This is a genomic window from Corynebacterium sp. Marseille-Q4381, assembly GCF_036881695.1.
Classification (GTDB): domain Bacteria; phylum Actinomycetota; class Actinomycetes; order Mycobacteriales; family Mycobacteriaceae; genus Corynebacterium.
On record NZ_JBAJNR010000005.1, the window covers coordinates 41,061 to 65,443 of the forward strand.

General features: G+C 65.8%; 22 protein-coding genes. 12 read left to right on the top strand and 10 right to left on the bottom strand.

Annotated features, from left to right (window positions below; all coding sequences use genetic code 11):
* The first annotated feature begins 38 nt into the window (after positions 1–38).
* From V6D40_RS05370 to V6D40_RS05380, 3 genes are all read left to right on the top strand, one after another.
* Positions 39–1,235 carry a glycoside hydrolase family 76 protein gene (locus V6D40_RS05370; protein WP_334289336.1) on the top strand — a complete coding sequence of 399 codons (1,197 nt, stop codon included), beginning with the start codon at positions 39–41 and terminating at the stop codon, positions 1,233–1,235.
* 59 nt (positions 1,236–1,294) lie between these two features.
* Positions 1,295–2,329 (top strand): class II fructose-bisphosphate aldolase, encoded by a 1,035-nt coding sequence (gene fbaA, locus V6D40_RS05375; protein WP_334289337.1) that lies wholly within the window; start codon positions 1,295–1,297, stop codon positions 2,327–2,329.
* Positions 2,330–2,415: 86 nt separating this feature from the next.
* Positions 2,416–3,591 (top strand): FUSC family protein, encoded by a 1,176-nt coding sequence (locus V6D40_RS05380; protein ID WP_334289338.1) that lies wholly within the window; start codon positions 2,416–2,418, stop codon positions 3,589–3,591.
* A 186-nt stretch (positions 3,592–3,777) separates the two neighbouring features.
* Here V6D40_RS05380 and V6D40_RS05385 read toward each other — a convergent pair whose 3' ends face one another.
* Positions 3,778–4,638 (bottom strand): PRC and DUF2382 domain-containing protein, encoded by an 861-nt coding sequence (locus V6D40_RS05385; RefSeq protein ID WP_334289339.1) that lies wholly within the window; start codon positions 4,636–4,638, stop codon positions 3,778–3,780.
* A gap of 302 nt (positions 4,639–4,940) precedes the next feature.
* Entirely contained in the window at positions 4,941–5,753 is an 813-nt protein-coding gene (locus V6D40_RS05390; protein WP_334289340.1) for a hypothetical protein, read from the bottom strand.
* A 54-nt stretch (positions 5,754–5,807) separates the two neighbouring features.
* On the opposite strand from V6D40_RS05390, the gene V6D40_RS05395 reads away from it, so the two are divergent.
* From V6D40_RS05395 to V6D40_RS05410, 4 genes are all read left to right on the top strand, one after another.
* Positions 5,808–7,097, top strand: coding sequence for an adenylosuccinate synthase (locus tag V6D40_RS05395; protein ID WP_334289341.1), 1,290 nt, complete (start codon positions 5,808–5,810; stop codon positions 7,095–7,097).
* Positions 7,098–7,425: 328 nt separating this feature from the next.
* The gene (locus V6D40_RS05400; RefSeq protein ID WP_334289342.1) at positions 7,426–8,436 is read left to right on the top strand and encodes an ATP-grasp domain-containing protein; all 1,011 of its coding nucleotides are present in this window, start codon (positions 7,426–7,428) and stop codon (positions 8,434–8,436) included.
* 130 nt (positions 8,437–8,566) lie between these two features.
* The gene (gene pta / locus V6D40_RS05405) at positions 8,567–9,928 is read left to right on the top strand and encodes a phosphate acetyltransferase (protein WP_334289343.1); all 1,362 of its coding nucleotides are present in this window, start codon (positions 8,567–8,569) and stop codon (positions 9,926–9,928) included.
* Positions 9,929–11,140, top strand: coding sequence for an acetate kinase (locus tag V6D40_RS05410; RefSeq protein WP_334289344.1), 1,212 nt, complete (start codon positions 9,929–9,931; stop codon positions 11,138–11,140).
* A gap of 6 nt (positions 11,141–11,146) precedes the next feature.
* On the opposite strand, the gene V6D40_RS05415 is transcribed toward V6D40_RS05410, so the two are convergent.
* The 3 genes from V6D40_RS05415 to V6D40_RS05425 are packed head-to-tail and all read right to left on the bottom strand — an operon-like array spanning position 11,147 to position 15,788.
* Positions 11,147–13,471, bottom strand: a complete 2,325-nt coding sequence (locus V6D40_RS05415; RefSeq protein ID WP_334289345.1) for a serine/threonine protein kinase — start codon at positions 13,469–13,471, stop codon at positions 11,147–11,149.
* Positions 13,468–14,472 carry a glutamate ABC transporter substrate-binding protein gene (locus V6D40_RS05420; protein ID WP_334289346.1) on the bottom strand — a complete coding sequence of 335 codons (1,005 nt, stop codon included), beginning with the start codon at positions 14,470–14,472 and terminating at the stop codon, positions 13,468–13,470. The genes V6D40_RS05415 and V6D40_RS05420 overlap by 4 nt, the downstream gene beginning before the upstream one ends.
* Positions 14,469–15,788 (bottom strand): hypothetical protein, encoded by a 1,320-nt coding sequence (locus V6D40_RS05425; RefSeq protein ID WP_334289347.1) that lies wholly within the window; start codon positions 15,786–15,788, stop codon positions 14,469–14,471. Before V6D40_RS05425 ends, V6D40_RS05420 begins: the two co-directional genes overlap by 4 nt.
* A 25-nt stretch (positions 15,789–15,813) precedes the next feature.
* On the opposite strand from V6D40_RS05425, the gene V6D40_RS05430 reads away from it, so the two are divergent.
* The 4 genes from V6D40_RS05430 to V6D40_RS05445 all read left to right on the top strand — a co-directional run bounded on the left by V6D40_RS05430 (position 15,814) and on the right by V6D40_RS05445 (position 18,935).
* Positions 15,814–16,275, top strand: coding sequence for an NUDIX hydrolase (locus V6D40_RS05430; RefSeq protein ID WP_334289348.1), 462 nt, complete (start codon positions 15,814–15,816; stop codon positions 16,273–16,275).
* Positions 16,268–17,206 carry an ABC transporter ATP-binding protein gene (locus V6D40_RS05435; protein WP_334289349.1) on the top strand — a complete coding sequence of 313 codons (939 nt, stop codon included), beginning with the start codon at positions 16,268–16,270 and terminating at the stop codon, positions 17,204–17,206. The genes V6D40_RS05430 and V6D40_RS05435 overlap by 8 nt, the downstream gene beginning before the upstream one ends.
* A complete protein-coding gene (locus tag V6D40_RS05440) occupies positions 17,199–17,930 on the top strand; it encodes an ABC transporter permease (RefSeq protein ID WP_334289350.1) in 732 nt (243 codons plus the stop codon). Before V6D40_RS05435 ends, V6D40_RS05440 begins: the two co-directional genes overlap by 8 nt.
* A gap of 78 nt (positions 17,931–18,008) precedes the next feature.
* Positions 18,009–18,935 carry an endonuclease domain-containing protein gene (locus tag V6D40_RS05445; RefSeq protein ID WP_334289351.1) on the top strand — a complete coding sequence of 309 codons (927 nt, stop codon included), beginning with the start codon at positions 18,009–18,011 and terminating at the stop codon, positions 18,933–18,935.
* Positions 18,936–19,389: 454 nt separating this feature from the next.
* Here the strand turns inward: V6D40_RS05445 and cls are convergent, their stop codons facing one another.
* The 5 genes from cls to V6D40_RS05470 are packed head-to-tail and all read right to left on the bottom strand — an operon-like array spanning position 19,390 to position 24,117.
* Positions 19,390–20,829 carry a cardiolipin synthase gene (cls, locus tag V6D40_RS05450; protein WP_334289352.1) on the bottom strand — a complete coding sequence of 480 codons (1,440 nt, stop codon included), beginning with the start codon at positions 20,827–20,829 and terminating at the stop codon, positions 19,390–19,392.
* Positions 20,826–21,617 carry an exodeoxyribonuclease III gene (locus V6D40_RS05455; protein ID WP_334289353.1) on the bottom strand — a complete coding sequence of 264 codons (792 nt, stop codon included), beginning with the start codon at positions 21,615–21,617 and terminating at the stop codon, positions 20,826–20,828. Before V6D40_RS05455 ends, cls begins: the two co-directional genes overlap by 4 nt.
* A gap of 9 nt (positions 21,618–21,626) precedes the next feature.
* Positions 21,627–22,589 (bottom strand): N-acetylglutamate synthase, CG3035 family, encoded by a 963-nt coding sequence (locus V6D40_RS05460; protein WP_334289354.1) that lies wholly within the window; start codon positions 22,587–22,589, stop codon positions 21,627–21,629.
* Positions 22,590–23,507 carry a hypothetical protein gene (locus V6D40_RS05465; protein WP_334289355.1) on the bottom strand — a complete coding sequence of 306 codons (918 nt, stop codon included), beginning with the start codon at positions 23,505–23,507 and terminating at the stop codon, positions 22,590–22,592.
* A 37-nt stretch (positions 23,508–23,544) separates the two neighbouring features.
* The gene (locus tag V6D40_RS05470) at positions 23,545–24,117 is read right to left on the bottom strand and encodes a peptide deformylase (RefSeq protein WP_334289356.1); all 573 of its coding nucleotides are present in this window, start codon (positions 24,115–24,117) and stop codon (positions 23,545–23,547) included.
* Between the two features lie 15 nt (positions 24,118–24,132).
* Here V6D40_RS05470 and V6D40_RS05475 point away from each other — a divergent pair, with 15 nt between their 5' ends.
* Complete coding sequence (locus V6D40_RS05475) at positions 24,133–24,360, top strand: DUF3263 domain-containing protein (protein WP_334289357.1); 228 nt, start codon at positions 24,133–24,135, stop codon at positions 24,358–24,360.
* The last annotated feature ends 23 nt before the right edge of the window (positions 24,361–24,383 follow it).

A 24,383-nucleotide genomic window follows, 5' to 3' on the forward strand; every position in this document is an offset into this window, starting at 1 on the left:
TAGAGTTGGCGAGAACGTTCGTTATGAGGAGTTGACCCGTGCCCGAAACTTGGTCGCACCGCGCTGACTTGGCGGCCGCCGCTATTGAGGAGCGCCACGCGGCGCGGTTGTGGGGTATCCCGAAAACAAACTTGGCGCTGGCGGCGTGGCCGCCGTCGTCGAAAGACAAGCTGTTTATCCACTGGCATTTCTGGTGGCAGGCGCAGTACCTGGACTGCCAGGTGGATGCGGCGCTTCGGCGGCCGTCGAAAACAAGGCGCCGCCAGCTTTCGGACACCATTCGGGGCATCCAGCGCCGCACCCGCGGCAAGATGACAGACATCGCCCACAACGACGACAAGGCGTGGATGGCGCTCGCGTGGAACCGCGCGACTGGGCTTGAGGGGATCAAGCGCACGCGCGCCCTCGACGCGCTGGAGTTCGACCTGCTCGCGGCCATCGACCCGATCACCGGCGTACTGCCGCTGAAAAGCGGCGAGACGTATTACAACATCGCGTCCAACGCGCCGGCGGCGATCGTGTTCGCGCGCACGGGCCGCCTAGACAAGGCGCGCCAGGTCACAGACTGGATCTTCGACAACTTGGTGTCCGAGAGCGGGCTGCTTGTCGACGGCATCCGCATGCGCATGCACGGCCCCGATCGGGTGGAGAAGATCTACACCTACAACCAGGGCACCGTGCTCGGCGCGTCGTTGGAGATCGCGCTCGCGCTGCGCGCGGACGTGGGGCTCAAAGACGACGAGCCGATCGACTCCTTCGAGTTCTCCGAGCGCGCTGACGCGTCGGTGTTCTACATCACCCACATCCGCGCGATTGTGCAGGCCATCGCGCTCCACATGGCCACGCCGCAGGGCGTGATCGTAAGCCCAGAGCACGAGGCGGGGGAGGGCGACGGCGGCCTGTTCAAGGGCATCCTCGCGCGCTACCTGGCCGAGGTCGCCGTGCGCCTGCCGGAGGATTCCCGGGAGAACATCGCCACAAAAAAGGTCGCAGCACGGCTGGTCATGGCGTCTGCGGAATCGATGTGGTCGCACCGTCTCGAGGTCGACGGTCTGCCGATTTTCCCGGCGGAGTGGACGGAAGATGCGAAGTTGCCGCACAACTACGGGTTGGGGCCGGCGTCGATAAGCGAAGCCGTTGGGCTTCTGCGCATCGACGAGCGCGACCTCTCAGTCCAGCTGTCCGGCTGGTTGTTGCTGGAAGCTGCGGCTGCGGTGGCAGCGGCGGCGGGTTAAACCGGGCATACTGGGTGACGTACCACAATCGCGTTTAGAGGTTAGGAAGGGTCTACACCATGCCAATTGCAACCCCTGAGGTGTACAACCAGATGCTCGACGCCGCCAAGAAGGGCGGCTACGCCTTTCCGGCGATCAACTGCACCTCGTCGGAGACGATCAACGCGGCGATCAAGGGCTTCGCCGAGGCGGAGTCCGACGGCATCATCCAGTTCTCCACCGGCGGCGCCGAGTTCGGTTCCGGCCTGGGTGTGAAGAACAAGGTTGCCGGCGCCCGCGCGCTCGCTGCGTTCGCGCACGAGGTAGCTGCGCACTACGACGTGAACATCGCGCTGCACACCGACCACTGCCAGAAGGAGCTGCTGGACGACTACGTTCGCCCGCTGATCGCCATCTCGCAGGAGCGCGTCGACCGCGGCGAGCTGCCGCTGTTCCAGTCGCACATGTGGGACGGCTCCGCGGTCCCGATCGACGAGAACCTCGAGATCGCTCAGGAGCTCTTGGCTAAGGCCCACGCCGCGAACATCATTCTCGAGGTGGAGATTGGCGTTGTCGGCGGCGAGGAGGACGGCGTTGAGGCCCGCGCCGGCGCGAACCTCTACACCACCGAGGAGGACTTCGAGAAGACGATCGACGCCTTGGGCACCGGGGAGAACGGCCGCTACCTTCTGGCCGCGACCTTCGGCAACGTCCACGGCGTGTACAAGCCGGGCAACGTGAAGCTGCGCCCCGAGGTCCTCGACATGGGCCAGAAGGTGGCGGAAGCCAAGCTCGGCCGCGAGGCCGGCTCCAACCCGTTCGACTTCGTCTTCCACGGCGGCTCCGGCTCCGAGAAGGAGAAGATCGAAGAGTCCCTGCGCTACGGCGTGGTGAAGATGAACGTGGACACCGATACCCAGTACGCGTTCACCCGCCCGGTCGCCGCCCACATGTTCCAGAACTACGACGGCGTGCTGAAGATCGACGGCGAGGTGGGCAACAAGAAGACCTACGACCCGCGCTCCTACCTGAAGAAGGCGGAGCAGTCCATGTCCGAGCGCGTCATCGAGGCGTGCCAGGACCTGCACAGCGTTGGTACGTCCGTGGCAAAGTAGCGGGCAAAAGACTAACGTTTCCAAGCGTCGGCGATCCGATCCTCGCCGGCGCTTTTCTTATGCCTAAATCACAACCCCACAGAAGGATGAGCACCCGCGAGCGGCTGCAGGTGCTCGACCAGTCAGTCCAGGCGCGTTTACGTCGCATGCGCAAACGCCTTTTGCCTATTCTGCAGACCGGCATTGCCGCCGGCATCGCGTACTGGCTCTGTAAGGACATCGTCGGGCACCAGCGCCCGTTCTTCGCCCCAATTGCAACCGTGCTGATCATCGGTGTCTCCAACGGCGACCGGCTGAACAAGGCGGTGGACATCTCGCTCGGCTGCGTGCTCGGCGTGCTGGTCGGCGATTTGCTCTTCTACCGGCTGGGGGACGGTGGCTGGCAAATCGCCGTCATCGTCGCGGGCTCTCTGCTCATTGCGTCGTTCTTCTCGAAGTCGCAGCTGTTGGTCAACCAGGTCGCGATCGGCTCCATCCTTATCGCGACGATCATGCCTCCCGGCGCCGAGGTGACCGGCATCGACCGAACTATCGACGCTGTGGTCGGCTGCACCGTGGCTTTGAGCATCCTCGCGCTGATCCCGCAGGCTCCTATGTCGTCTGCGCGGGCAGAAATCTCCCACGTGATGGGGCTGATGAGCTCAGTGCTTGACGACGTCGCCTCAGGACTCAAAAACCGCGATCCCAAGCACATCGACGAGGCGTTGAACCACATCCGCGGCTCCCAGTCCCGAATCGACGATATGGCTGCGGCCATTCAATCCGGCGAAGAGTCGACGCGTATCTCGCCGTTTCTGTGGAGCTCCCGACGCTACATCCAGTCGCTCGGCCGCGTTATTCCGCCGGTGGACAGCGCCATCCGCAACACCCGCGTGCTTGCCCGCCGTGCACTCGTGATCAGCCAGGACGGCGACCAGGTGTCGCCCAAACAGGTGGAGATCATCGACACCCTGGCCAAGGTCTCCCTTGCCATTTCGGAGATTTACGACGTCAACTCCCGCCGCGCCCAAGCTCAAGTCGTTCCCGAGCTGGTGAACGAGCTGCGCGCCGTCGCGCAGGAGTCCGGACTTGACGTGGTGGAGGGGACGCCAGAGGATCCGGTGAAAGAGCCGGTGTTATCCGCCTACGCCATCCTCGCACAGACGCGTTCGTTGACCGTCGACCTGCTGATGGTCTGCGGCATGTCGCGGGAATCTGCGCTCGCGGCGCTGGCGCCTACGTCTCGCACCCCGAAGTTCAAACCCGAGCAGTTCAACCTGTAGCAGTTCAGGCTGTAGCTCCCACGGATTTGAGTAGACAATCGAGCTGGGTAAACTCCGGCGATTTCGCCACCGATTTCGCTGGGAGCTACAGCCCTTTTGATAGAAGCACGAAAGAGGGCCCCAGCCGGGTAACCCGGCTAGGGCCCTTCGTGCTTTACAGCTTGCTAGCCGTGGCTAGCGGGCTGCTTAGCGAACGTCGCCGTCGATGTTGCGGTCGCGCTCGACGCCGTCGACGACCTCGCCCTCGGTCTCGAAACGCTCCTTGCGAACCTGCTCGGAAACGGTCTCGGTGTCGCGGACGGTGTCGGTCTCGAGGGAGACCTTCTCAACCGGCACAGACTCCTTGGACACGTTCACCTGCTCCTCGTGGAGGGTGACGGAAGCCTCAGCCTCGCCGATGTTGCCGTCGTAGTTAGCGCGGTCAGCGTCGGTGATCGGCTCACGCACAACGCGGACCTCTTCGCGCTCTACCGGTACCTCAACGGTCTCGGTCTCGTTCACGACGTACTTGCGCAGGCGAACCTGGCCGGACTCAACGCGCTCCTTGTTCACGTTGAGGTGCTCCTCGGAACGAACGAGCTCGTCGTTGTTCACGTCTGCAACGTCGCGGCGGTCAGCGTCGACGAAGTCGGTGCGATCCTCGCGAACCTCACCAGCAGCGTAGCCAGCGCCAGCGGCAGCGCCTGCAGCCGGAGCGGCAGCAGCGTCGGTCTCGTAGGTGGTGACATCCTGGGTCTCGGTCAGGCCGTAGTGGCGGTAGAACGCCTCCTGGTCCTCGGTGGTGAGGTGGCCGTTCTCGTCGAGCTCCGGAGCGTCCTCGATGCGAGCCTTCGGGAACGCGAGGTGCAGCTCGCCGTCGCGCAGGGTGTGGCCGCGCAGCGGAACGATGGACTCGCCGCCACCGAAGGAGCCGTGGTGCACGGAAACGAAGTCCGGCTGGCCGGTGGTGTCGTTCACGTAAACGTCCTTAACCTCGCCGACCTTGTCGCCGTCAACGTCGAAAGCGGTAGCGTTTGCGAGATCTTCAATGCGGTTGTAATCAGCCATGATTTTCTCCTAAATCAGTCTGTTGGATTGGAAACTCCCTAAGCGGGAACGAGTCCCAACGTAGCTACGTTTTGCAAATCGCCGCGGGGCCAATCCGTACCCGGCTTCGGGAACCGAAATTATGCGGACGCGCGCCGAAATTTCAGGTAAGAGATCCGACACAATGCCGTGAGCTGCAGCGCTGGTGCGCGGACACCGTGGGAACTGACAAACCGGCCGCGCTCGACGGTCTCGAAACGGTTACGAAATGTCACTCCAGTAGCGGAAAAGAGGCGTTGTGATGTTTATCACATGCATCTAAATTAGGCGTTTCGCACCGATTGGATGTCGCGCAAGTGGCGGTAAAAGGTGGCGTGGGTGAGCTGGCGGGGTTTGGGGTGGGCGTCGATAAGCAGCGAAATGCCCTCTCCTCCTGTTTGCACCGCGCGGCCGGTGAGCGCCCTGGAGCCGTCGGTGCGGCCGCGGCGGGTGACCAGCGGCGCGCACGCGATGCCGGGGGCAGACATGGTGGGCACGAGGCGCGCGCCGAAATGGCCGCGGAAGCGCGCCGAGCGGCCGCCGGTGCGGAAGACGAGCGACTGCGAGTCGACGACAATCTCGCCGACGAACTCTTTCGAGCCGTCGCCGTGCGTAATCGAGGCGCTGCCGGCGACCACTTCGCCGGCGTCGGTGCGCACGCAGGCGGCCGGAACCACCGGTGCCTCCACCGCGAAGGCCGGATCCGCGACCGCTCCCCAGCACACTGCGGCGGGGGAGGAGGGGTCGATAGGGATGTAGGCCACCTCGGCCCACAGGTAATCGGCGCGCATCATGCGGGTGAGCACCGCGCCGAGCGCCGCGTCCTCCCCGTGCACGATGACGCGCAGCCGCTCGAGCGGTTCCTGCGGCGCGAACTGCGGGTCGCCCAAATGCGCCACGTTCGGCGACGCTTGTATCTCCGTGAGCGACGGTGTTGGGTCTTCGGGCAGGCACTTGCTCGCCGCGGCGTCTAAGAAGCGCAGGTCCTTGCGCGACGGAACCGCGGGGATATCAAAACGCTGCGCGCCCGGAATCGGGCCCACTGCCTGCGCTTGAGCCTGAGCCTTGGCACCGCACGCGCAATAGATAAGTTGCATATGAGGCACGCTACAATAGCTGCGGTTGCTGACCTATATATAAGGAGCAAAACAATGTCCGCCATTGTGATCGTGGGCGCCCAGTGGGGCGACGAGGGGAAAGGCAAAGCCACCGACATCCTGGGTGGGCAGGTTGATTATGTGGTCAAACCCAATGGCGGCAACAACGCGGGCCACACCGTGGTGGTCGGCGGCGAGAAGTACGAGCTGAAGCTGCTGCCCGCGGGCGTTTTGAGCGAGAACGCGACCCCGATCCTGGGCAACGGTGTGGTGATCAACCTTGAAGCGCTCTTCGCCGAGATCGACGGCCTCGAAGCGCGCGGTGCAAACGCGTCGCGCCTCAAGATCTCCTCCAACGCGCACTTGGTCGCGCCGTACCACCAGACGCTGGACCGTGTGCAGGAGCGCTTCTTGGGCAAGCGCGCCATCGGCACCACCGGCCGCGGTATCGGCCCGACCTACGCCGACAAGGTCGCGCGCGTGGGCCTTCGCGTGCAAGACATCTTCGACGAGTCCATCCTGCGCCAGAAGATCGAGTCTGCCCTCGACGTGAAGAACCAGATGCTGGTGAAGATGTACAACCGAAACGCGATCTCGGTCGATGAAACGATGGAATACTTCCTCTCCTACGCCGACCGCCTGAAGCCGATGGTGATCGACGCCGAGTACACCCTCAATACCGCGCTCGATGAGGGTAAGCACGTGCTTATGGAGGGCGGCCAGGCCACCATGCTCGACGTGGACCACGGCACCTACCCGTTTGTTACCTCCTCCAACCCGACCGCGGGCGGCGCGTGCGTCGGCTCCGGCATCGGCCCCACCCGCATTACCGCGTCGCTGGGCATTGTGAAGGCGTACACCACGCGCGTTGGCGCCGGCCCGTTCCCGACCGAGCTCTTTGATAAATGGGGCGACTACCTTCAGGAAGTCGGCGGCGAGGTGGGCGTGAACACCGGCCGCAAGCGCCGCTGCGGGTGGTACGACTCCGTCATCGCGCGCTACGCCTCCCGCGTCAACGGCTTCACCGACCTCTTCCTGACCAAGCTCGACGTGCTCACCGGCATCGGGGAGATCCCGATCTGCGTGGCCTACGACGTGGACGGCCAGCGTTTCGACGAGATGCCGCTCACCCAGACCCAGTTCCACCACGCGGAGCCTATCTTCGAAACGATGCCCGCCTGGGACGAGGACATCACCGGCTGCACGACGTTCGACGAGCTGCCGAAGAAGGCGCAGGACTACGTGCTGCGGCTTGAAGAGCTCTCCGGCGCCCCCATCTCCTACATTGGCGTGGGGCCCGGCCGCGATCAGACGATCGTGCGCCACGACGTCATGGCGCGTTAGGGGCAGGCTGCTTATCGACGCCCCCGTCCATCACATCACCCCTCTTCCCGAGTAGCGAGACCTTCGCCGGGTGGAAAGGCTCACGCTCTTTACCCCTAAACGGGTGGAGACTTACGGGTCGCCGCTGCGATTCTCGCGGGCACCCTGCTGTTCGACGCTTGTGACCCGAACGGTGGGTTCAACTCCTCGAAGAACGACTCGTCTTCCAGGAACGAGTCCTCCTCGAAGAAGTAGCCGTTAACGGCGCCTAGCCCCATCTCTGCTCCACGCGGGGGTGGGGCTTTGCCATGCGCAAGATGGGCCCACCCACGTGGAATAATGAGCACCTATGAAGCTTCTACCGCGGGTTCTGGTGCTCGGTTCGGGATTGATCGCTGACGAGTTGGCTGTTGCGTACCGCAGGCTTGGGTGCGATTCAGCGGTCGGGTCACTTTCTGACGCCACCCACTACGACATGGTCGTGGTTGCGGATGACACAGTGAACGCGGGTGAGCTGCGCACCGTGGCCGAGCAAACGCCCGTCGTGCCTGCGGTGTCTGCGTGTGCCCTGGCGTTCGACCGTGCGGCGCTGCGTCAGAAAGCCTGTGAGGAGCTCGGCTTGCCGACGCTCACCTACCAACCCACCCGCACCCCTGAGGAGCTCACCGCCGCAGCCGAGAGCATCGGTTACCCGCTGATTATGAAACCCCGTTTGGGCCGTGGTCAGCACGTGGCGACGTCGCCCGATGAGCTCGCGCACCCGTTCGGGGATCAGGATCTGATGGTGGAGCGGTTCATCGATTTCGATTATGAGGTCACGATCCTTACGGTTCGTTCGGTTGATCCGGCAACGGGGGAGTTGGCCACGTGGTTCTGCGAGCCGATCGGCACGCGCCACGACCACGGTGAGCTTGTTGAGGCCTGGCAGCCCGCCCTGTTGTCTGAGGCCGCCGCTGACAACGCCCGCTCCATCGCGGCGCGCATCACCGGTGCGCTCGAGGGGTGCGGCCTGTTCGCGATTGAGCTCTTCGTTGATGGTGAAGAAGTCTACTTTTCTCAAGCAACGCCCCTGCCGACGCTCGACGGCATGCTCACCCGCACCACCCAACGTGTCGACCAGTTCGAGCTCTTCGCCCGCGCGTCGCTGCGCCTACCAATCGACGTCACACTGACCACCCCCGGCGCCTCCCTCCTCGCGCCGCGCGGCGTTTCCGCACCTCGGGATGCGTTGACGCACGCAATGTCGGTGGAGGAAACAGGGGGGCAGTTGCTTGCCGACGCCCTCCTCATCCACTCCACCGCCGACACCGTTGAAGAGGCCCGCGACCGCGCCGCCCGCGCGGCTGACTACGACGCTTAGGCGTTTCGACTTCTGAGAGACCACCCACACTTTTTCACCCGGCTACCACACGCCCGCGCCGGTAGAATTGGTAGGCGTTCGCGCGCTGATCAGCGCCGCTGACCAACTGCCAACGACGAAAGGTCACGCAATGTCCCAACAAAATCGCCTGCTCATCACGTCGGTGAACCGTTCCCTGGACGGGGTGGATACCGAAGCACTCGCAACCCGCCTGGGTTTGACCACGGCGAACGTGGAGGGCGCGGACCTCGCCGCGGTGTACAACTCCAGCGCAACCGATGCCGAGAACACCCTCCTGATCGGCACCGGGGACTACAACTTTGACGCCCAGGTCGCCGCCGCAATCGGGGCGCCGGTGGTGCTCATCGCTGGTGGCCCGTCTGCTGAGCACGCCAGGCACCGCGTGGAGGAGCTTGGCGCGGTCGTTGCAACGACGCTCACCGAGGACGCGCTCGCTAGCGCCGACATCCCGGTTGTCGAGGCTCACCCCGTCATGTCCCCAGCTGTGTTTGAGAAGCAGCTCATCCAGCAGGCGAAGGCCAACCGCAAGCACATCGTCCTGCCGGAGGGCGAAGACGACCGCATCCTGCAGGCCGCCGACCAGCTGCTGCGCGACGATGTTGCTGAGCTCACCATCCTCGGCGACGAGGCAGACATCAACCGCCGCGCCTCCGAGCAGGGCCTGGACCTTTCCAAGGCCCACGTCGTCAACCACCTCGAGTCTGAGCTGCTCGAAGACTTCGCGGCTGACTTCGCGGAGCTTCGCAAGAAGAAGGGCATCACTCTCGACCAAGCGCGGGAGACGATGCAGGACATCTCCTACTTCGCCACGATGATGGTGCACAAGGGCATCGCCGACGGCATGGTCTCCGGCGCCGCCCACACCACGGCACACACGATCAAGCCGTCGTTCCAGATCATCAAGACCGCCCCGGGCGCCTCCGTCGTCTCCTCGATCTTCCTCATGGTGATGCAGGACCGCCTCTGGGCGTTCGGCGACTGCGCCGTGAACCCAAACCCGACCGCGGAGCAGATCGGTGAGATCGCCGCCGTCTCCGCGAAGACGGCCGCTCAGTTCGGCATCGACCCAAAGGTGGCCATCCTGTCGTACTCCACCGGCACCTCGGGCTCCGGTCCGGATGTGGACCGCGCCGTCGCCGCCGTGGAGGCAGCGAAGCAGGCCGACCCGCAGCTGGTTGTGGACGGCCCCCTGCAGTTCGACGCCGCTTGCGACGCGGGTGTAGGCAAGAAGAAGGCCCCGGATTCCCCGGTCGCGGGCCAGGCTACCGTTTTCATCTTCCCCGATTTGGAGGCCGGCAACGCCGGTTACAAGATCGCGCAGCGCACCGGCAACGCGCTCGCCGTCGGCCCGATCCTGCAGGGCCTGAACAAGCCGGTCAACGACCTGTCGCGCGGCGCCACCGTCGCCGACATCGTGAACACTGTCGCGATTACCGCCATTCAGGCTGGCGCACAGGGCGAGGTGAAGTAAATGGCGTATGTGCTGGTGATTAACTCGGGGTCGTCGTCAATCAAGTTCCAGATCGTCGACCCAACCGCAACCGCCTCCGACGCACCGTTTGTCTCCGGCCTGGTGGAGCAGATCGGTGAGCCTCAGGGCAAGGTGACCGTCAAGCACGGCGAGGATAAGTGGGTGGTGCAGCGCGCCGTCCCGACCCACACCGTTGGACTGCAGGAGACGTTCCGCCTGCTCGACTCGAAGGGGCTCGGCCCCACCCAGCTGGACATCGTGGCCGTCGGCCACCGTGTTGTCCACGGCGGTATGGTCTTCTCCGACCCGGAGCTGATCGTCGACCCCGTCGTCGAGATGATCCGCACCCTGATCCCGCTCGCACCCCTGCACAACCCGGCGAACATCGACGGCATTGAGGTCGCTCGCGCGCTGCTGCCGCACATCCCGCACGTCGCGGTGTTCGACACCGGCTTCTTCCGCACACTGCCCCCGGCCGCTGCGCTGTACGCGATCAACGCCGAGGTCGCTGAGGCGAACCAGATCCGCCGCTACGGCTTCCACGGCACCTCCCACGAGTTCGTCTCCTCCCAGGTGCCGCAGCTCATCGGCCGCGACCCGCTCCACACGCGCCAGATCGTCCTGCACTTGGGCAACGGCGCGTCTGCCTCCGCGGTGGAGAACGGCCACCCGATCGACACGTCCATGGGGCTCACCCCGCTCGCCGGTCTGGTTATGGGTACGCGCTCCGGCGACATCGACCCGGGCATCATATTCCACCTCCACCGCAACGGGGGCTTGAGCATCGACGAAATTGACGCCGTGCTCAACCGCCAATCCGGCGTCAAGGGGCTCGCCGGCGTCAACGACTTCCGCGAGCTGCGCAAGATGATCGAGAACGAGGACGAGAACGCCTGGCTGGCGTACAACGTGTACATCAACCAGCTGCGCCGCTTCATCGGCTCCTACATGGTTGCCCTCGGCCGCGTCGACGCGATCACGTTCACCGCGGGCGTGGGGGAGAACGACAAATACGTGCGCGCCGACGCCCTGGACAACATGCACATGTACGGCATCGAGATCGATCCGGAGAAGAACGCGCTGCCTAACGACGGCCCGCGCATCATCTCCACCGACGACTCCAAGGTGAAGGTCCTCGTCGTGCCCACGAACGAGGAGCTCGCGATCGCGCAGAAGGCGGCCGCCGTCGCCGCGCGCTACGCCAACCGCTAGAACCCGCTAGAACCAGGTGGCCGGGCGGACCTTGTTCGCCATGTCCACCAACGCGTAGCGGTGCTTGGCGTAGGGGGCGACGCGGGCTTGCTCGCGCAGCGTGATCGCCAGCCCGCGCCGTAAACCCCGAACGGTGAAGTCGTACTCAAACAACGGCTTGGTGCTCGCGGCGGCGCTGAGGCGGTTATCGCTCAGGTACGTCAGCGCCGCGCGCAGGACGAAGATCTTAACCTGCAAAAAGCGCGGCTCGGTGTTGGGGATCTTCTCCAGCCGGCGCGCCGCGCGGCGGATGCGCGACTCGGTGAGGTCTTGCGCCACCAGGCACAGAATCGCGGTGAGTGATGCCATGCGGTGGTGCCGCGAGGACTGCGGCACGCGGTCGAGGGCGCTCACAGCCAGCTCCACCTCGCCCTCGTGCATGAGCTGGCGCGCCAGACCGAACGCGGAAGATACCGTCGTCGGGTTGGAGATCCACACCAGCGCGTAAAGGCGCATCGCGTGGAAGCGCAGCATCGCGGGATCATCCGTGGACATGGACCAGTCGGCCTCTAGCACGCCGCGTTCGATGAGGTGGTGGAAGGTGGCTGAAGGGATGTCGGCAAGCGAGCTGCTCAAACTTGCGCTGGCCTGCGCCAACGTGTCCTCCAGCAGCGGTTCTTCGTGGACACCTGCGGTTTGCAGCAGTAGCTCGTCCACCGCGGCGAGCGCCAGCTTGGGCGCCGCCTCGCCGGGCAGGGTGTTGAGCACCGTGGAGAAGTTTTGCTGGGCGGCGCGGAAATCGCCCAGCAGCAGGTTGACCACCCCGAAGTACCAGAAGTAGCGCCAGTTTTTGCCGTACTTCTCGTCCAAGGAGTCGAGCCAGGAGCGCGCCTGCGAGGTAAGCCCCAAGTCAACCATGGTGCGCACCACACCGAAGGGGATCTCCATGGATTCTTCGTACTGCGGCGTGCGCATCGCTTGGCGCAGCGTCTCCAAGGTTTCTTGCGGCTCCGCGTACGAGGAGCCTTGCAGCATGGCGGCGCCGATGTCGGAGCGGTCAATGAGCGGGCTGGGGAGGGCGGCGACGACTTCCGCCGGGGTGATCTCCACGGTGCGGGTGATGCCGTCGATGAGCTGGTCGGTGTGGAACACCAGGTGCTTGGTGCCGAACGTGGTGCGCTGCGGGGAGAACAACGAGTGCTGCGCGGGGTGGGTGCGGCCGTCGCGCACCGCGATGACCTCGCGCAGCACGCCGAGCAGCTGCATCTCCATCGCGCGGGCGGAGTGGAAGCGCAGCTCCGGGTCCGGGTGGCAGGCGCGCGCGATCACGCGGTACAGCGAGATGTAACGGCGGAACAGTGGCTCGTCGCTGGGGGTGGGGATGCCGTGGTCGTACACGCCGCCGGTTGCGGGCAGGTCGATCATCAGCGCCGCCAGGGTGCGCCCGACGGTGTAGATGTCGGACTCGATGCTGGGCCCGTCGCTGACCACCTCAGGAGCCTGGAACCCGCGCGTGCCGTAAATGTAGCCGTACGCGCCGATGCCGGACACCGCGCCCAGGTCGATGAGTTTGACCTGGTCCTCGGTGACGATCACGTTGTCTGGCTTCAAATCGTTGTACACCACCCCGCGCGAGTGCAGATAGGCCAGCGCGTCGAGGACATCCAACATGTAGGCGATCGCGATGTCCGGTTCCAGGTGGTGGTTGGGCTCTGCGTTACTACGCTGTCTTAAACTAGGGCCCCCCACGTACTCCATCACAATGAAGCCGCCGGGAACGCGCGGGTCGTCGATGAAGTTGAAGATCTGGACGATGCCCGGGTGCGTGATCTCAGCCAGGAACTCCCGTTCCGCCGCCGCTGCCGCCGCCTCGTCGGGGTTGTCGGTGGAGTGCAGGCCTTTGAGCACGACCACGCGGCCGGCGACGTAGTGGTCGTGCGCGAGGTAGATCCAGCCCATGCCGCCGTGGGCGATCACACCGGTGATCTCGTACTGCCCGGCCACCACGTCGCCCTGCTGCAAAAGCGGCGGGGGAATGGACTTCTGCGTCACGGCCGGGGTGGGGTCCACCAGCGCGTCCTTCGGGTCGGTGGGTTGGACCCAGGGCAGCTCCACCATGCCGTCCGCAACGAGGCGGGACTCGCGGCGGGTGCCGCGGCGCTCGCGGAATGTGTCGATCGCCTGCATGCGCGAGCGCTGGCTGGGGTCGGCGCCGGCGCGCAGGTTCTCGATGTCTTTTAAGAGCCCGGCCATCTCGCCGAGGTCGCTGACATCGTCGTCGTCGGCAAACGGGTCGAACGCCACCGCCTCGGTGCCGGGATCGGTGCCGGGGCCTGTCAGCTCTTCGTTCACGAGTCTTCCTCCTCTCGGTACGTCTGCCGCGGCAGCCACGACTCCGACAGCGAGCGCTTCAGCCACTCGTTGTACATGGCATTCCACGTCCCGTCGCTGCGGATGCGCTCGATGGTGGAGTTGACCTGGCGCACAACGTCGTCGTGGCCCTTGGGCACGCCTACGGCGTAGCGTTGCGACGCCAACCTGTCCGAAAAAATCTGCGCCAGCGGATCCTGGGCGACCATGCCGGCGAGCACGGAATCGTCCCCGACCACCGCGTCCGCCTGGAACTGCTGCAGCGCCATCAGGCAATCCGACCACGAGCGGGTGCGCAGCACCGCGGACTGGCCGAAGCGCTCGCGCACCAGGTTCATCACGTTCGTCCCGTCGGCCACACAGATGGTCTTGCCCGGCAGGTCGTCCACGGATTGCACGCCGCGGTCGCGCGGCACGAGCACGCGCACGTACGAGTTTAAATACGGCGTGGAGAAGTCGATCACCTTCACCCGCTCCGGCGTGATCGACATGGTGCGGATGACAATGTCCACATCCCCCGACTGCAGGGCGTTGGTGCGCGAGGCGGAGTCAACAAACCGGAAGTCCACGGTGTCGGGGTCGCCGAACATGTCGCTCGCGATCTCGTGCGCTAAATCCACCTCGAAGCCGCGCAGGTCGCCGCGGGTGGCGTCGCGGTAGGAGAGCAGGTATTGCGACTGGTCCACGCCCACGATCAGGCGGCCGCGTTCGCGGATGCGGCGCATGTGCGGACCGTCGCGGTCCGCCTCCGAGCCCGGCTGCAGCGACCCCGGCCACTGAAACGCTTTCGCGTCCTGCACGAACCCCTCCTCGGGTTCGACGCCGGGCGGATCCAACTCCGCACCGGGCGGGCGGGGCAGTTCGCGCCTGGCCACGGGACCGGTGACCGCGTCGCTGACGGCGTCGCTCGCTAGGTCGGGGGCAGGGGTGCAGGATGAGAGAAGCGTCGTAAAGCAAATGCCCCAAAGCGCAATCTTTTTCATCGGTAGTACTCCCCCAACCTGCGGCGGATGCCGGCCCAGATGCACACCACCGCGACCACGGTGAGCAGCGCGACTGCTGTAGACACGCGCAGCGTCGCATCCAGCGAGGCGGTGATGTAGGCGCGCGTGCTCTCGCGCGAGACGTCCTTTAAGTGCTGCAGCTCGCGGTCCAGCTCTGCGTAAGCCGAGGCGGAGCCGGGGCGGGCGTTGAGCAGGTCGATCGCAGCGTCGAAACGCCCGTTCGCCAGCAGCTCCGTGAGCTGCTCGTGCGCCGCCGCCCAGTCAGCCAGCGCCCCGCGTGCCGCCGCCACCGAGGCCTCCGAGCCCTCCAACGGCTCGGCCGCGTCCAGCGCCGCTTCCACCTGCGCGCGGGTCTGGTCGAACGAGCCCGCCGAGCGCGACACCGACTGGCGCGCGAGGAACGTCAGCGTCTCGTCGGTGCGCGCCTCCTGGGCATCGATGCGCGCGCTGGCAAGCTGCTGCCACGGCTCCACGGCGCGCTCGTAGCCCACCACGCCGTTTTGCCACGACTGGTAGCTGGACACGCCAACCCAGCCCAGCGCAACAACGATCGCGGCGGTGGCGGCCAAGAACCCGCGGTTGAAGCGGCGGCGGAACGTGCGCCACAGCCACACCTGCGCGACGGCCAGAAACAGAAGCGCAGCGACCAGGCCGCTTAAGGGCACCCACTGCGGCGAGGAGAGCCGGCGCACCTCCTTCGCCACCTCTTCCTGCGTGAGCTGCGCCAGCTCGTCCGCGCGGGCGAGCATTTGCTCGCGCATCACCGCGCTCGCCTCCGTCATGTACGCCACGCCCACGGGGTTGCCCAAGCGCTGGTTCACCTTCGCGCGCTCCATCAGCCCGGTGTAAACGGGCAGGTCGCGCAGGATGTCGGTCACGTCCTCGCCGGCGGTGGAAAGGGCGCCCTCGTGGATCTCGGCGGCGTGGACCGCAGCGCTGTCTATCGACGCCCAGTAGAGCTCCATCTGCTCCTGGGTTAAAAGCCCCGGCTGCACGAACGCCGTGGTGGAGACGGTATCGGCCTGCGAGAGGGAGGAGTACAGCGCGTGCGCCGAGGCCGCCATCGGCTCGGTGGACGTGATCAGCGTGTCCAGCGCCCGCTGCCTGGCCGCCATCGACTGGCTCATGGAAATCCCGGCGGCCAGCAGCGCGAGCGTGAGCACCACCATCATCGCCACGATCTTGCCCGGAGTGGTAGTCAGCGCCCCCGCCGTGCCGCGGACGTACCGGGCAGGCTCGGACAGCGTCTGACGCGAGCCCCCCTCGGCCCGCTCCAGCCACTCATCGTCCGCCATTCCCCAAGAATATACAGTGGGGCACATGCTTGGCGACGGAAACGGATGGGTCCACCACAACCACACCAAATACTGGGGCCTTCACGGGGCCGCAGGGCTTTTCCTCGTCGCCGGCGGCCGCGCGCTGATGCAGCACCGCGCCGCGTGGACCGCCCAGGGCGGCACGTGGGGCATCCCCGGCGGCGCCCGCGATTCGCACGAGAGCGCTTCCGAGGCCGCGCTGCGCGAGACGGTGGAGGAGTGCGCCATCGACGTCTCCGAAGTCACCGTCACCGGGGAGCTGGTCACCTTCTCCGTCCCCGGGTGGAGCTACACCACCGTGCTTGCCCGCGCTGATCGCCCACTTCGCGTCACCGCCAACGAGGAGAGCGAGGAGCTGCGCTGGGTCCCGCTCGACGAGATTGCTGCGCTGCCGCTCCACCCCGGGTTCGCCGCTTCGCTGCCCGCTCTTGTCCAGGCTGTGGTGCATACTGAACCGCATGATTGAAGTACAAGGCCTGACGAAGCGCTACGGCGCGGTCACGGCCGTCGATGACCTCACATTCACCGTCAAACCAGGCGTCGTCACCGGCTTTTTAGGCCCCAACGGCGCCGGCAAATCCACCACCATGCGCATGATCCTGGGGTTGGATAAACCCACCCAGGGCACATCGCTTATCGACGGTACCCCGTACCCCTCCCTAACCAACCCCGCCCAGAAAGTGGGTGCGTTGCTCGACGCGAAAGGGGTCCACCCCAACCGCAGCGCCCGCGCGAGTCTTTTGTGGCAGGCCCAGGCCGCGGGCCTTCCCACCTCCCGCGTCGACGAGGTGCTGGAGCTGGTGGGCCTTACCGACGTGGCTGGTAAGCGCGTCGGCGGCTTCTCCCTCGGCATGAACCAGCGCCTCGGCATCGCCGCCGCCCTGCTCGGCGACCCGGAGTACCTGATTCTGGACGAGCCGGTCAACGGCCTCGACCCCGAAGGCATCCGTTGGGTGCGCGGGCTTCTGAAGGCCTTCGCCGCCGAGGGCCGCACCGTGCTCGTGTCCTCGCACCTGCTCGCGGAGATGGCGCAAACGGCCGACAACCTGATCGTCATCGGCCGCGGCAAACTGGTCGCCGACACCTCTGTCGCCGAGTTCATCCGCGCGAACTCTGGGGTGATGACGGTGGTGAGGGTGAAGGGGGACGCAAATAAGCAAAAGCTCCTTTCGGCCCTGGGTGGTGCCTACACCGAGGTCACCGACGCCGAGGGGCGCCCCGCGATCGAGATTCCGGACCGGGCGAGCGACGAGGTGGGCGAGCTGGCGTTTGCTGCCGGGGTGCCGCTTCTGGAGCTGACCGAGCGGCGCGCCTCGCTCGAGGACGCCTACATCCAATCCACCGAAGGCCAAGCTCAGTACGTAGCGCAGGCGCGACAGGAGGGCCAGCATGCTTAACCTCATCACCGCAGAATGGACCAAGCTGCGCTCCACCGCCTCGCTGTGGTGGAACAGCGGCATCACCATCCTCATCGCCGCGCTCTATGGGCTGCTGTTCGGCTGGACTGCGAAGTTTTCCGCGATGCCGTACGTGCCGATCACCGTCGTCGCGACGGTCGCGCTGACCACGGCGATTGTGGTGGTGGTGCAGCAATCGATGATCGTGACCACCGAGTACCGCTTCGGCATCCCCGCCACCAACTTCCGCATCGCGCCCAAGCGCTGGCCGGTGGCGGCGGCCAAGCTCCTGCTGGGCGCGGTGCTCGCGGCGGTGGTGTCTGTTTTGAGTCTTGTCGTGGCGTTCACGCTTGCTGATCTCACCGCCCCCGTCTCCGCCAACTGGCCCACCAACCCCGCCACCCAGCGCGCGCTATGGGCCGTGCCTTTGGGGATGGCGCTTTTGGCGATGTTCACCCAGGGCGTGGGCTGGCTCACGCGCAATACCTCCGGCTCCATCGTCGCAGGTCTCGCGGTGATGCTGGTGCTCGAATCGATCATCGGCATCATCCCGCGCTTCGGCACCGAGATTGTGAAGTTCATGCCCTTTGGCAACCTGCTCGCGTTCATGACCAACCAGCCGACCCCGCACTGGTCCCTCGGCGCGTCGCTGGGCATCTACGCCGTGTGGGCGGTTGCGGTGTGGGCGATCGGCGTGATCGTGCTCGCCGCGCGCGATGCGTAAGGAGCTGTTAAGGTTCTGACCCAGTCGGGGTGATCAGGGGGATCGCTCCACTGTTTTTGGGGCTTTTGGGGGGAAGTTGTGGGGACTGTATTGGGGCCGTCGGACACGGGTGCGGAGCTGGCTGCCAAGCTTGTGTGCCGCTCCGAGGCCGCGCGGACGAAGTGCCTGAAGTTGTCAGCGACGCGGTGGATACCGGTTGCGGAATGGGAGCAGCTTAAGACTTTTGAGCAGGACTTTCTCCGCTGCTACGCCGTCGGTTTGGCGGCGCGGACGTCGGTGCTCGCCGGCCGCTCCGCCGCGTCTGTTTCTGGGATGTGGGTGCTGCCGTCCGGCGACATACCCGTCGAGTTGATCAACCAACGCGCCCGGCCGGTGCGCTCGCAGTGGCCGGAAGGCGTGATTTATAGGCGCCACACGCTTTACGACGAAGACATCATCACCCTCGACCCTCCCCACAACCTGCGCTGCACCCGGCCCGTGCGCACGGCCATCGACATCGCGCGCTTCCACGGTTTCCGGGAGGGCGTCGTGGCGTTCGACAGCCTGTTCCGCGGGCTGAAGATGTGGGAGCGTGCTGCCATGACAAAAGACATCACCGAAACATTGGAGCGGATGGCCGGCGCGCGCAACATCCAGGCCGCCCGCGCCGCTTTCGCCGCCTGCAACGATCTTTCCGAGTCGCCGTACGAGACCGTCTGCCGCCTCATGCTCCTGGAGCGGGACATCACCGTCGAGGTGCAGAAGAAGATCGGCAACTACCGCGTTGACCTGCTGTGGGGCAACCTCATCATCGAGATCGACGGCCGCATGAAGTACGCCGACGTGCCCCACGACGTTCTGGACAAACAAATGGTCCGCGAGAACTGGCTCAAGGAACAGGGCTACGAAGTCATCCGGATCTACCCGAGCCAGTTGCTTGCCGACGAAGCCGCCGTCCTCTCCCGCATCCTCGCCGCCAAGCAGCGCGCCGACCTCCGCGGCGAGCCGGTGGTGAAGGCTCGGTAGGTGTGTTGGAGGCGGTGTTTGTTTGCCGGTGGTGCGCTTGCTGGCGGCGTGCGCCTCGGGCGCGAGTTTTACGGAGTTGTAGGTCTACTGTTGTAGTTCAGTGCAAAACGCCAAGTGGGGAAGTAGAACTACAACTGTAGGTATTTACATCGAGGATTTGGTGTCTCGGGCGGGGCGACACTCGCTTGGGTCTGGGCGAGGACCGGCTTGGTGCTGGGATCCGGCGCCTGCTTCGGATCGCGGTCGCCGCGTCTGGGGCGCGAGTTTTACGGAGTTGTAGGTCTACTGTTGTAGTTCAGCGCAAAACGCCAAGTGGGGAAGTAGAACTACAACTGTAGGTATTTACATCGGGGAAAGGGTGCCTGGGGACGCCGAGCAGATGCGTTGCGAAAGCCGTGCGAACGGGCCGAGGGACAACGCGAACAGTGCGAGCGGCGGCGGCTAGCAGCAGCGCCTACTGCAGGGCGGAGGTCAACTTCATCACGTTGTCGATGTAGCGGCGGTGCCAGGGGCGCTTCGCCCACACTTCCGGGGTGAGTTCGCGGGAGACGGCGAGGTAGTTGGAGGCGAGGTCGGCAAGCGCGGCGAGCAGGGAGCCCTCGGCGATGAACAGGCTGTTTTCGTAGTTTAGCGAGAAGGAGCGGATGTCCATGTTGGAGGAGCCGATGGCGCCGACGCCGGCGGGGGAGCCGGGGTCGGCGAGGGCGAACTTGGTGTGGAGGACGTACGGGGCGGGGAATTCGAAGATGCGGACGCCGGCCTCGAAAAGCTGCTGGTAGTAGGAGGATTGGGCGTGTTGGACCATGAATTGGTCGGCCCTTTCGCCAACGAGCAGGTCCACGCGAACGCCGCGGTAGCAGGCGGACGTGATGGCTTCTAGCAGCGAATCTTCGGGCACGAAGTAGGGGGAGCACAGCACCAGGTGCTCGCGGGCGTGGCTGATCATGGCGTTGAACATGCGCAGGTTCGGCTCGGTGAGGTAACCGGGGCCAGAGGGGACGAGCTGCACAATGTTGGCGTCAGCGGCATCGAACGAAGCAGCTGACGGCGGCGCCAGCTCTAACACCTCGTCGGTCTCGGTGTACCAGTCGACGGCGAACATGGACTCGAGCGAGGCCACGATCGGCCCCTCGAGTTCGACGAACGCGTCCACCCACTGCCGCCCCGCGCGCACGTGGCCCGGCATGAGATAACCGCGGTCGATGAGGTTGAAGGAGCCCATGAGGGCGAGGTGGGCGTCGATAAGCAGTAGCTTCCTGTGGTTACGGAGGTCTGGCCGGCGCCACCTGCGGCGCAGCGGGTCGAGCGGGAGCATCATGTGCCAGTCGACGCCGATGGCGGTGAGGCGGCGTTTGAGCGCGCGGAAGCCGGGGTACTTGCGGGAGCCGATGTGGTCGAAGAGCAGGCGGACGTGGACGCCGCGGGTAACGGCGCGCTCGATGGCTTCGAAGACGGGTGCGGTGGTCTCGTCCCAGGCCACGGCGTAGATCTCGATGTGGACGGTGTGCTCGGCGGTGTCGATGAGCTCGGCCATGCGGCGCATCGTCATGTCGTAGTCCGTCCATAGCGCGGGCGCGCGGGCGGGAAGCGCCGGGTAGCCGGTGAGCGTGCGGTTGAGGTGCACGATGGCGTCTTTGTCCGGCGGCAGCGCGACGCTTGCCACACCTGCGTGGATATTTTCCACCGCTGCCTTGGCTTGGTGCTGGATGCGGTGGCGGCGGCGCGACACCAGCGTCGAACCCATGAGAAGGTACAGCGGCAGGCCGACGACCGGCACGAACAGGATCAGCAACAGCCACGCGTTGGCGGAGGACGGTTTGCGGTTGCCCGGCACCACGCCGATCATCACGATCTTGATCAGGTAATCAACGATCAAAAACGCGGTCTGCGTCATCGCACTGCGTCCAGCTCCAGATCGTGGGTGTCGAAGTCGGCGACCACCGGCGCGTGGTCGGACGCGCCCTTGCCGCGGCGCTCCTCCACGTCGACCCAGGCGCCCTGCAGCCGCGTGTGCATCGGGTCGGTGGCGAGCATGAAGTCAATCAGCATGCCTTGGTTCTTTTGAAAGCGCATGGCCTTGTAGTCCCAGAAGCTGTAGCGGTCGTCGTGGCGGATCTCGGTCAGCCCGGCCTCCAGCAGCATCTGGAACGCGGCGCGCTCCGGCTCGGTGACATGCGTGCGGCCTTCAAAAAACGCGATGTCCCACACGTTGTCGTCGCGCGGCGCAATGTTGAAGTCGCCGCAGAGCAGTTGGCTTGTCGACGCCGCCACCTCCCCCCTCAACGACCACAAAAATTGCAACTTGTAGTCGTAGTGCGGGTCGCCGATCTCGCGGCCGTTGGGGATGTAGAGGCTCCACACGTCGACCCCGCCGCAGGTCGCGCCCACGGCGCGGGCCTCCACCTTCGGCGCGCCCGTCTTGGCAAACTTCGGCTGCCGCTCGAAGGACTCGCGCACGTTGTCAAGGCCGACGCGCGAGGCGATCGCCACGCCGTTCCACTGCGAGTAGCCCACGTGCGCGACCTCGTAGCCTGCGGCCTCGAAGGTGGAGTAGGGGAACTTGTCGTCCGCCGTCTTCGTTTCTTGCATACACAGGACGTCGGTGCCGCTGCGCTCAAGGAAGGCGGCGATGCGCTCGGCGCGGGTGCGCACCGAGTTGACGTTCCACGTGGCAATTCGCATGGGTCAACCCTACCCAAGCGGGCCGTCGAACCGGGCGTAGCGCTCGCGGTGGTGCTCGGTGAACCCGAGCTTTTCGTACAACCCGATGCCGGCGGTGTTGCTGGCGCGGACCTGCAGGTAGGCGGCGTCGGCGGCGGGGTCGGCGCTCATGCCCCACGCGAGCACGCTCTCACACATCGCGGTGCCGATACCGCGCCGGCGCCAGCCGTCCGCGACCTCGACGGCGGAAAAGCCCAGCCAGCGGGTGCCGTCGCCGGATTCGGTGATGGTGGCGCGGGTGACGGCGACCGTTTCGCCATTGACGACGTAGCGCGCAAACCCGATCACGCCGTCAATGGACTGCGCCAGATCAAGCACCGCTTCGGCCGGCAAGTCCTGGCCGCGGTAGTGGTACAGGGCGAGCCACTCGTCGTCGGGCGCGGTGTCGACGCGCACGTGCGGGTCCATTTCGGGTGCGGGGATGTCCGCAAGCGCGGCGGACATGACCAGGATTTCGCTTCCAAGCACCCAGCCCTCGCGCTCGACAAGTTTGAGTGCGGGCTTGCCAATGCGCTCCGGAATCAGCAGCTGCACCGGCATCTCGCGCACGCGGTAAAACTCCGCGATCTCGGCGATCGGCACCGGGTTGAAACCCGCCGAGTGGCCGATGGGGGTCGCGCTGTTGGAGCGCTCAGCGATTTCGGAGCCGGCGCGCACGAGCCAGCCGCCGACCATCAGCTGCTCCTGGCCCGGGAACGCCCGGGCTGTGGCGGTTTCGATCGCGCGGATGTCGGAGTTGCGCACGGTGCGCGGGGAGAGCTTCTTCATGATGTGGAGCTCACCGATCTGCACGAGCTCGTCGCCCCGGCGGATCACCAGCGGATCGACCGACTCGACGAACCCGATGACGTCGCTCGCCAGCTCGCCGCGCCGCTGCCGCACCACCACGCGATCCCCGACCGCGACCGGGTCGGAGCGGAATACCCGTGGCACTTACGCGCGGCGGGTGAGGTAAACGCCGCCCGCGACCAGAAGCGCGGCGATCGCGAGCACGCCCAGCATCGGGGTGCCGGTGTCCGCTAGGTCGTCGTCACGATCCGCCGTGGTCGTGGTGGTGGTCGGCTTGGAGCTCGAGGTGGACGAGGTCGACGAGGTAGTCGACGACTTCGTGCTGCTTGCCGTCGTTGTCGCCTCGGTCGTGCGGTTCTGCAGCACCTCGGCGGTCATGCTGGTGGTCGCTTCGGTGGTGGTGGACGTGACGATCGTGCTCGTCGGCTCCGACGTCGTCGTTGCCGCCGTCGAAGAGGTCGACGTGGAGGTCGTCGTCTCTGTCTCCGTGTCTTGGAGGGTGATCACGCGCTGGGAAAGCGACGGCGTCGGCTCAGCCGGTGACGCAGGGGCTGGCGCGGTCAGCTCCCCGAACGCGACCTGCTTGTCGTCCTCGGAGCGCTCGACAGCGTCGAGGGCTACCTCGCGCACCACTTCGATCTCGCCCAGCACCGTTGGCAGCACAACCGCGTCGTCGTCCTGCAACTCGGCGCGCAGCTCGCGCACGAGCGCGCGCTCCTCCGCAATCTCGTCGAGCGCCTCGGCGAAGGCCTCCGCCTCCTCCTCTGTGAGGGTGCCCTCGGCCTCTGCGGCCTCGCTCTGCGCGACGATCTCATCACCTTCGGCGATTAGCGCCTTGCGCCACTGCGCCAAAGCAAGGCGGTAGTCGGCCTCAAGGGAGGCGCGCTCGGGGGTGTCCAACGTGGCGTCGTCAAGCAGCTGCTTTGCCTCAAGCGCAACCTCGCGCCACTGCGCCACCGTGGGCTGCGCCGAAACGGTTGTGGTGGGCGTGGTGGCCAGCGCGGCGGGCGTACTGGCAGCGAGGGCGGCGACGGCCGCCGTGAAGGCGAAAGCGGGGCGCATGCGCCTAAGCATAGTCAGCGGGACCCGCGCGTTCCTACTAATGACGGAACGGGTCCGGATCCGTGCCCGGCAGCCACGTGTTTCCGGCCTCTGTCCAGCCGTTATCGCGGATCGCGCGCTTGGCTTCCTTCTTCCAGCGGCCGGTCAGCACGTCGGTGTAGACGTAGCCGTCGAGGTGGCCCACCTCGTGCTGCAGGCAGCGGGCGAAAAATCCGGTGCCCTCGACTTCGATCTCGTTGCCGTTTTCGTCCAGCCCGGTCACCTTCGCCCAGTCGGCGCGGCCGGTGGGCCAGCCCTCGCCTGGTACCGAGAGGCATCCCTCGTCGTCCTCGCCGTCGTCGCGCGGCATCGTCTTCGGGATCTCGCTGGTTTCCAGCACCGGGTTGATCACGGTGCCGCGGCGCATCTCTTCGCCGTCGGGGCAGTGGTACACGAACAAGCGCAGCGGAACACCGATCTGGTTCGCCGCGAGCCCGACGCCGTTCGCCGCGTCCATCGTCTCGTGCATGTCCGCGATCAGCTCTTGCAGCTCCTCGACCGGCTGCGTGACCTTCTCGGTCGGGTTGTGCAGGACGGGGTCGCCGTAGATCACGATTGGTCGAATAGTCATGCTTATATATTAGGCATGCTCCCGCCCGCCGATCTCGCCCTCCTCGACTTCGAGGCCCGCGCCCCGCGCTCGCTCGGCGCGAAGGAGGAGGCGATCCGCCGCGAGCTGGGCATCAGCCCGGTGCGCTACTTTCAAAAGCTCAACGCACTGCTCGACTCGCCCGATGCGCTAGCGGCCAGGCCCCAGTTGGTGCGCAGGCTGCAGCGGCTTCGCGACGCCGCCGACACACCCCTCGGCCACTAACCCGTGCGTGCGCGCGGCGCGTC

Excerpts from the sequence above, each read along its gene's own strand:
- fbaA (WP_334289337.1), top strand. The coding sequence starts at position 1,295 with ATGCCAATTGCAACCCCTGAGGTGTACAACCAGATGCTCGACGCCGCC.
- V6D40_RS05380 (WP_334289338.1), top strand. The coding sequence starts at position 2,416 with ATGAGCACCCGCGAGCGGCTGCAGGTGCTCGACCAGTCAGTCCAGGCG.
- V6D40_RS05385 (WP_334289339.1), bottom strand. The coding sequence starts at position 4,638 with ATGGCTGATTACAACCGCATTGAAGATCTCGCAAACGCTACCGCTTTC.
- V6D40_RS05390 (WP_334289340.1), bottom strand. The coding sequence starts at position 5,753 with ATGCAACTTATCTATTGCGCGTGCGGTGCCAAGGCTCAGGCTCAAGCG.
- V6D40_RS05395 (WP_334289341.1), top strand. The coding sequence starts at position 5,808 with ATGTCCGCCATTGTGATCGTGGGCGCCCAGTGGGGCGACGAGGGGAAA.
- V6D40_RS05400 (WP_334289342.1), top strand. The coding sequence starts at position 7,426 with ATGAAGCTTCTACCGCGGGTTCTGGTGCTCGGTTCGGGATTGATCGCT.
- pta (WP_334289343.1), top strand. The coding sequence starts at position 8,567 with ATGTCCCAACAAAATCGCCTGCTCATCACGTCGGTGAACCGTTCCCTG.
- V6D40_RS05410 (WP_334289344.1), top strand. The coding sequence starts at position 9,929 with ATGGCGTATGTGCTGGTGATTAACTCGGGGTCGTCGTCAATCAAGTTC.
- V6D40_RS05420 (WP_334289346.1), bottom strand. The coding sequence starts at position 14,472 with ATGAAAAAGATTGCGCTTTGGGGCATTTGCTTTACGACGCTTCTCTCA.
- V6D40_RS05425 (WP_334289347.1), bottom strand. The coding sequence starts at position 15,788 with ATGGCGGACGATGAGTGGCTGGAGCGGGCCGAGGGGGGCTCGCGTCAG.
- V6D40_RS05430 (WP_334289348.1), top strand. The coding sequence starts at position 15,814 with ATGCTTGGCGACGGAAACGGATGGGTCCACCACAACCACACCAAATAC.
- V6D40_RS05435 (WP_334289349.1), top strand. The coding sequence starts at position 16,268 with ATGATTGAAGTACAAGGCCTGACGAAGCGCTACGGCGCGGTCACGGCC.
- V6D40_RS05440 (WP_334289350.1), top strand. The coding sequence starts at position 17,199 with ATGCTTAACCTCATCACCGCAGAATGGACCAAGCTGCGCTCCACCGCC.
- cls (WP_334289352.1), bottom strand. The coding sequence starts at position 20,829 with ATGACGCAGACCGCGTTTTTGATCGTTGATTACCTGATCAAGATCGTG.
- V6D40_RS05455 (WP_334289353.1), bottom strand. The coding sequence starts at position 21,617 with ATGCGAATTGCCACGTGGAACGTCAACTCGGTGCGCACCCGCGCCGAG.
- V6D40_RS05465 (WP_334289355.1), bottom strand. The coding sequence starts at position 23,507 with ATGCGCCCCGCTTTCGCCTTCACGGCGGCCGTCGCCGCCCTCGCTGCC.
- V6D40_RS05470 (WP_334289356.1), bottom strand. The coding sequence starts at position 24,117 with ATGACTATTCGACCAATCGTGATCTACGGCGACCCCGTCCTGCACAAC.
- V6D40_RS05475 (WP_334289357.1), top strand. The coding sequence starts at position 24,133 with ATGCTCCCGCCCGCCGATCTCGCCCTCCTCGACTTCGAGGCCCGCGCC.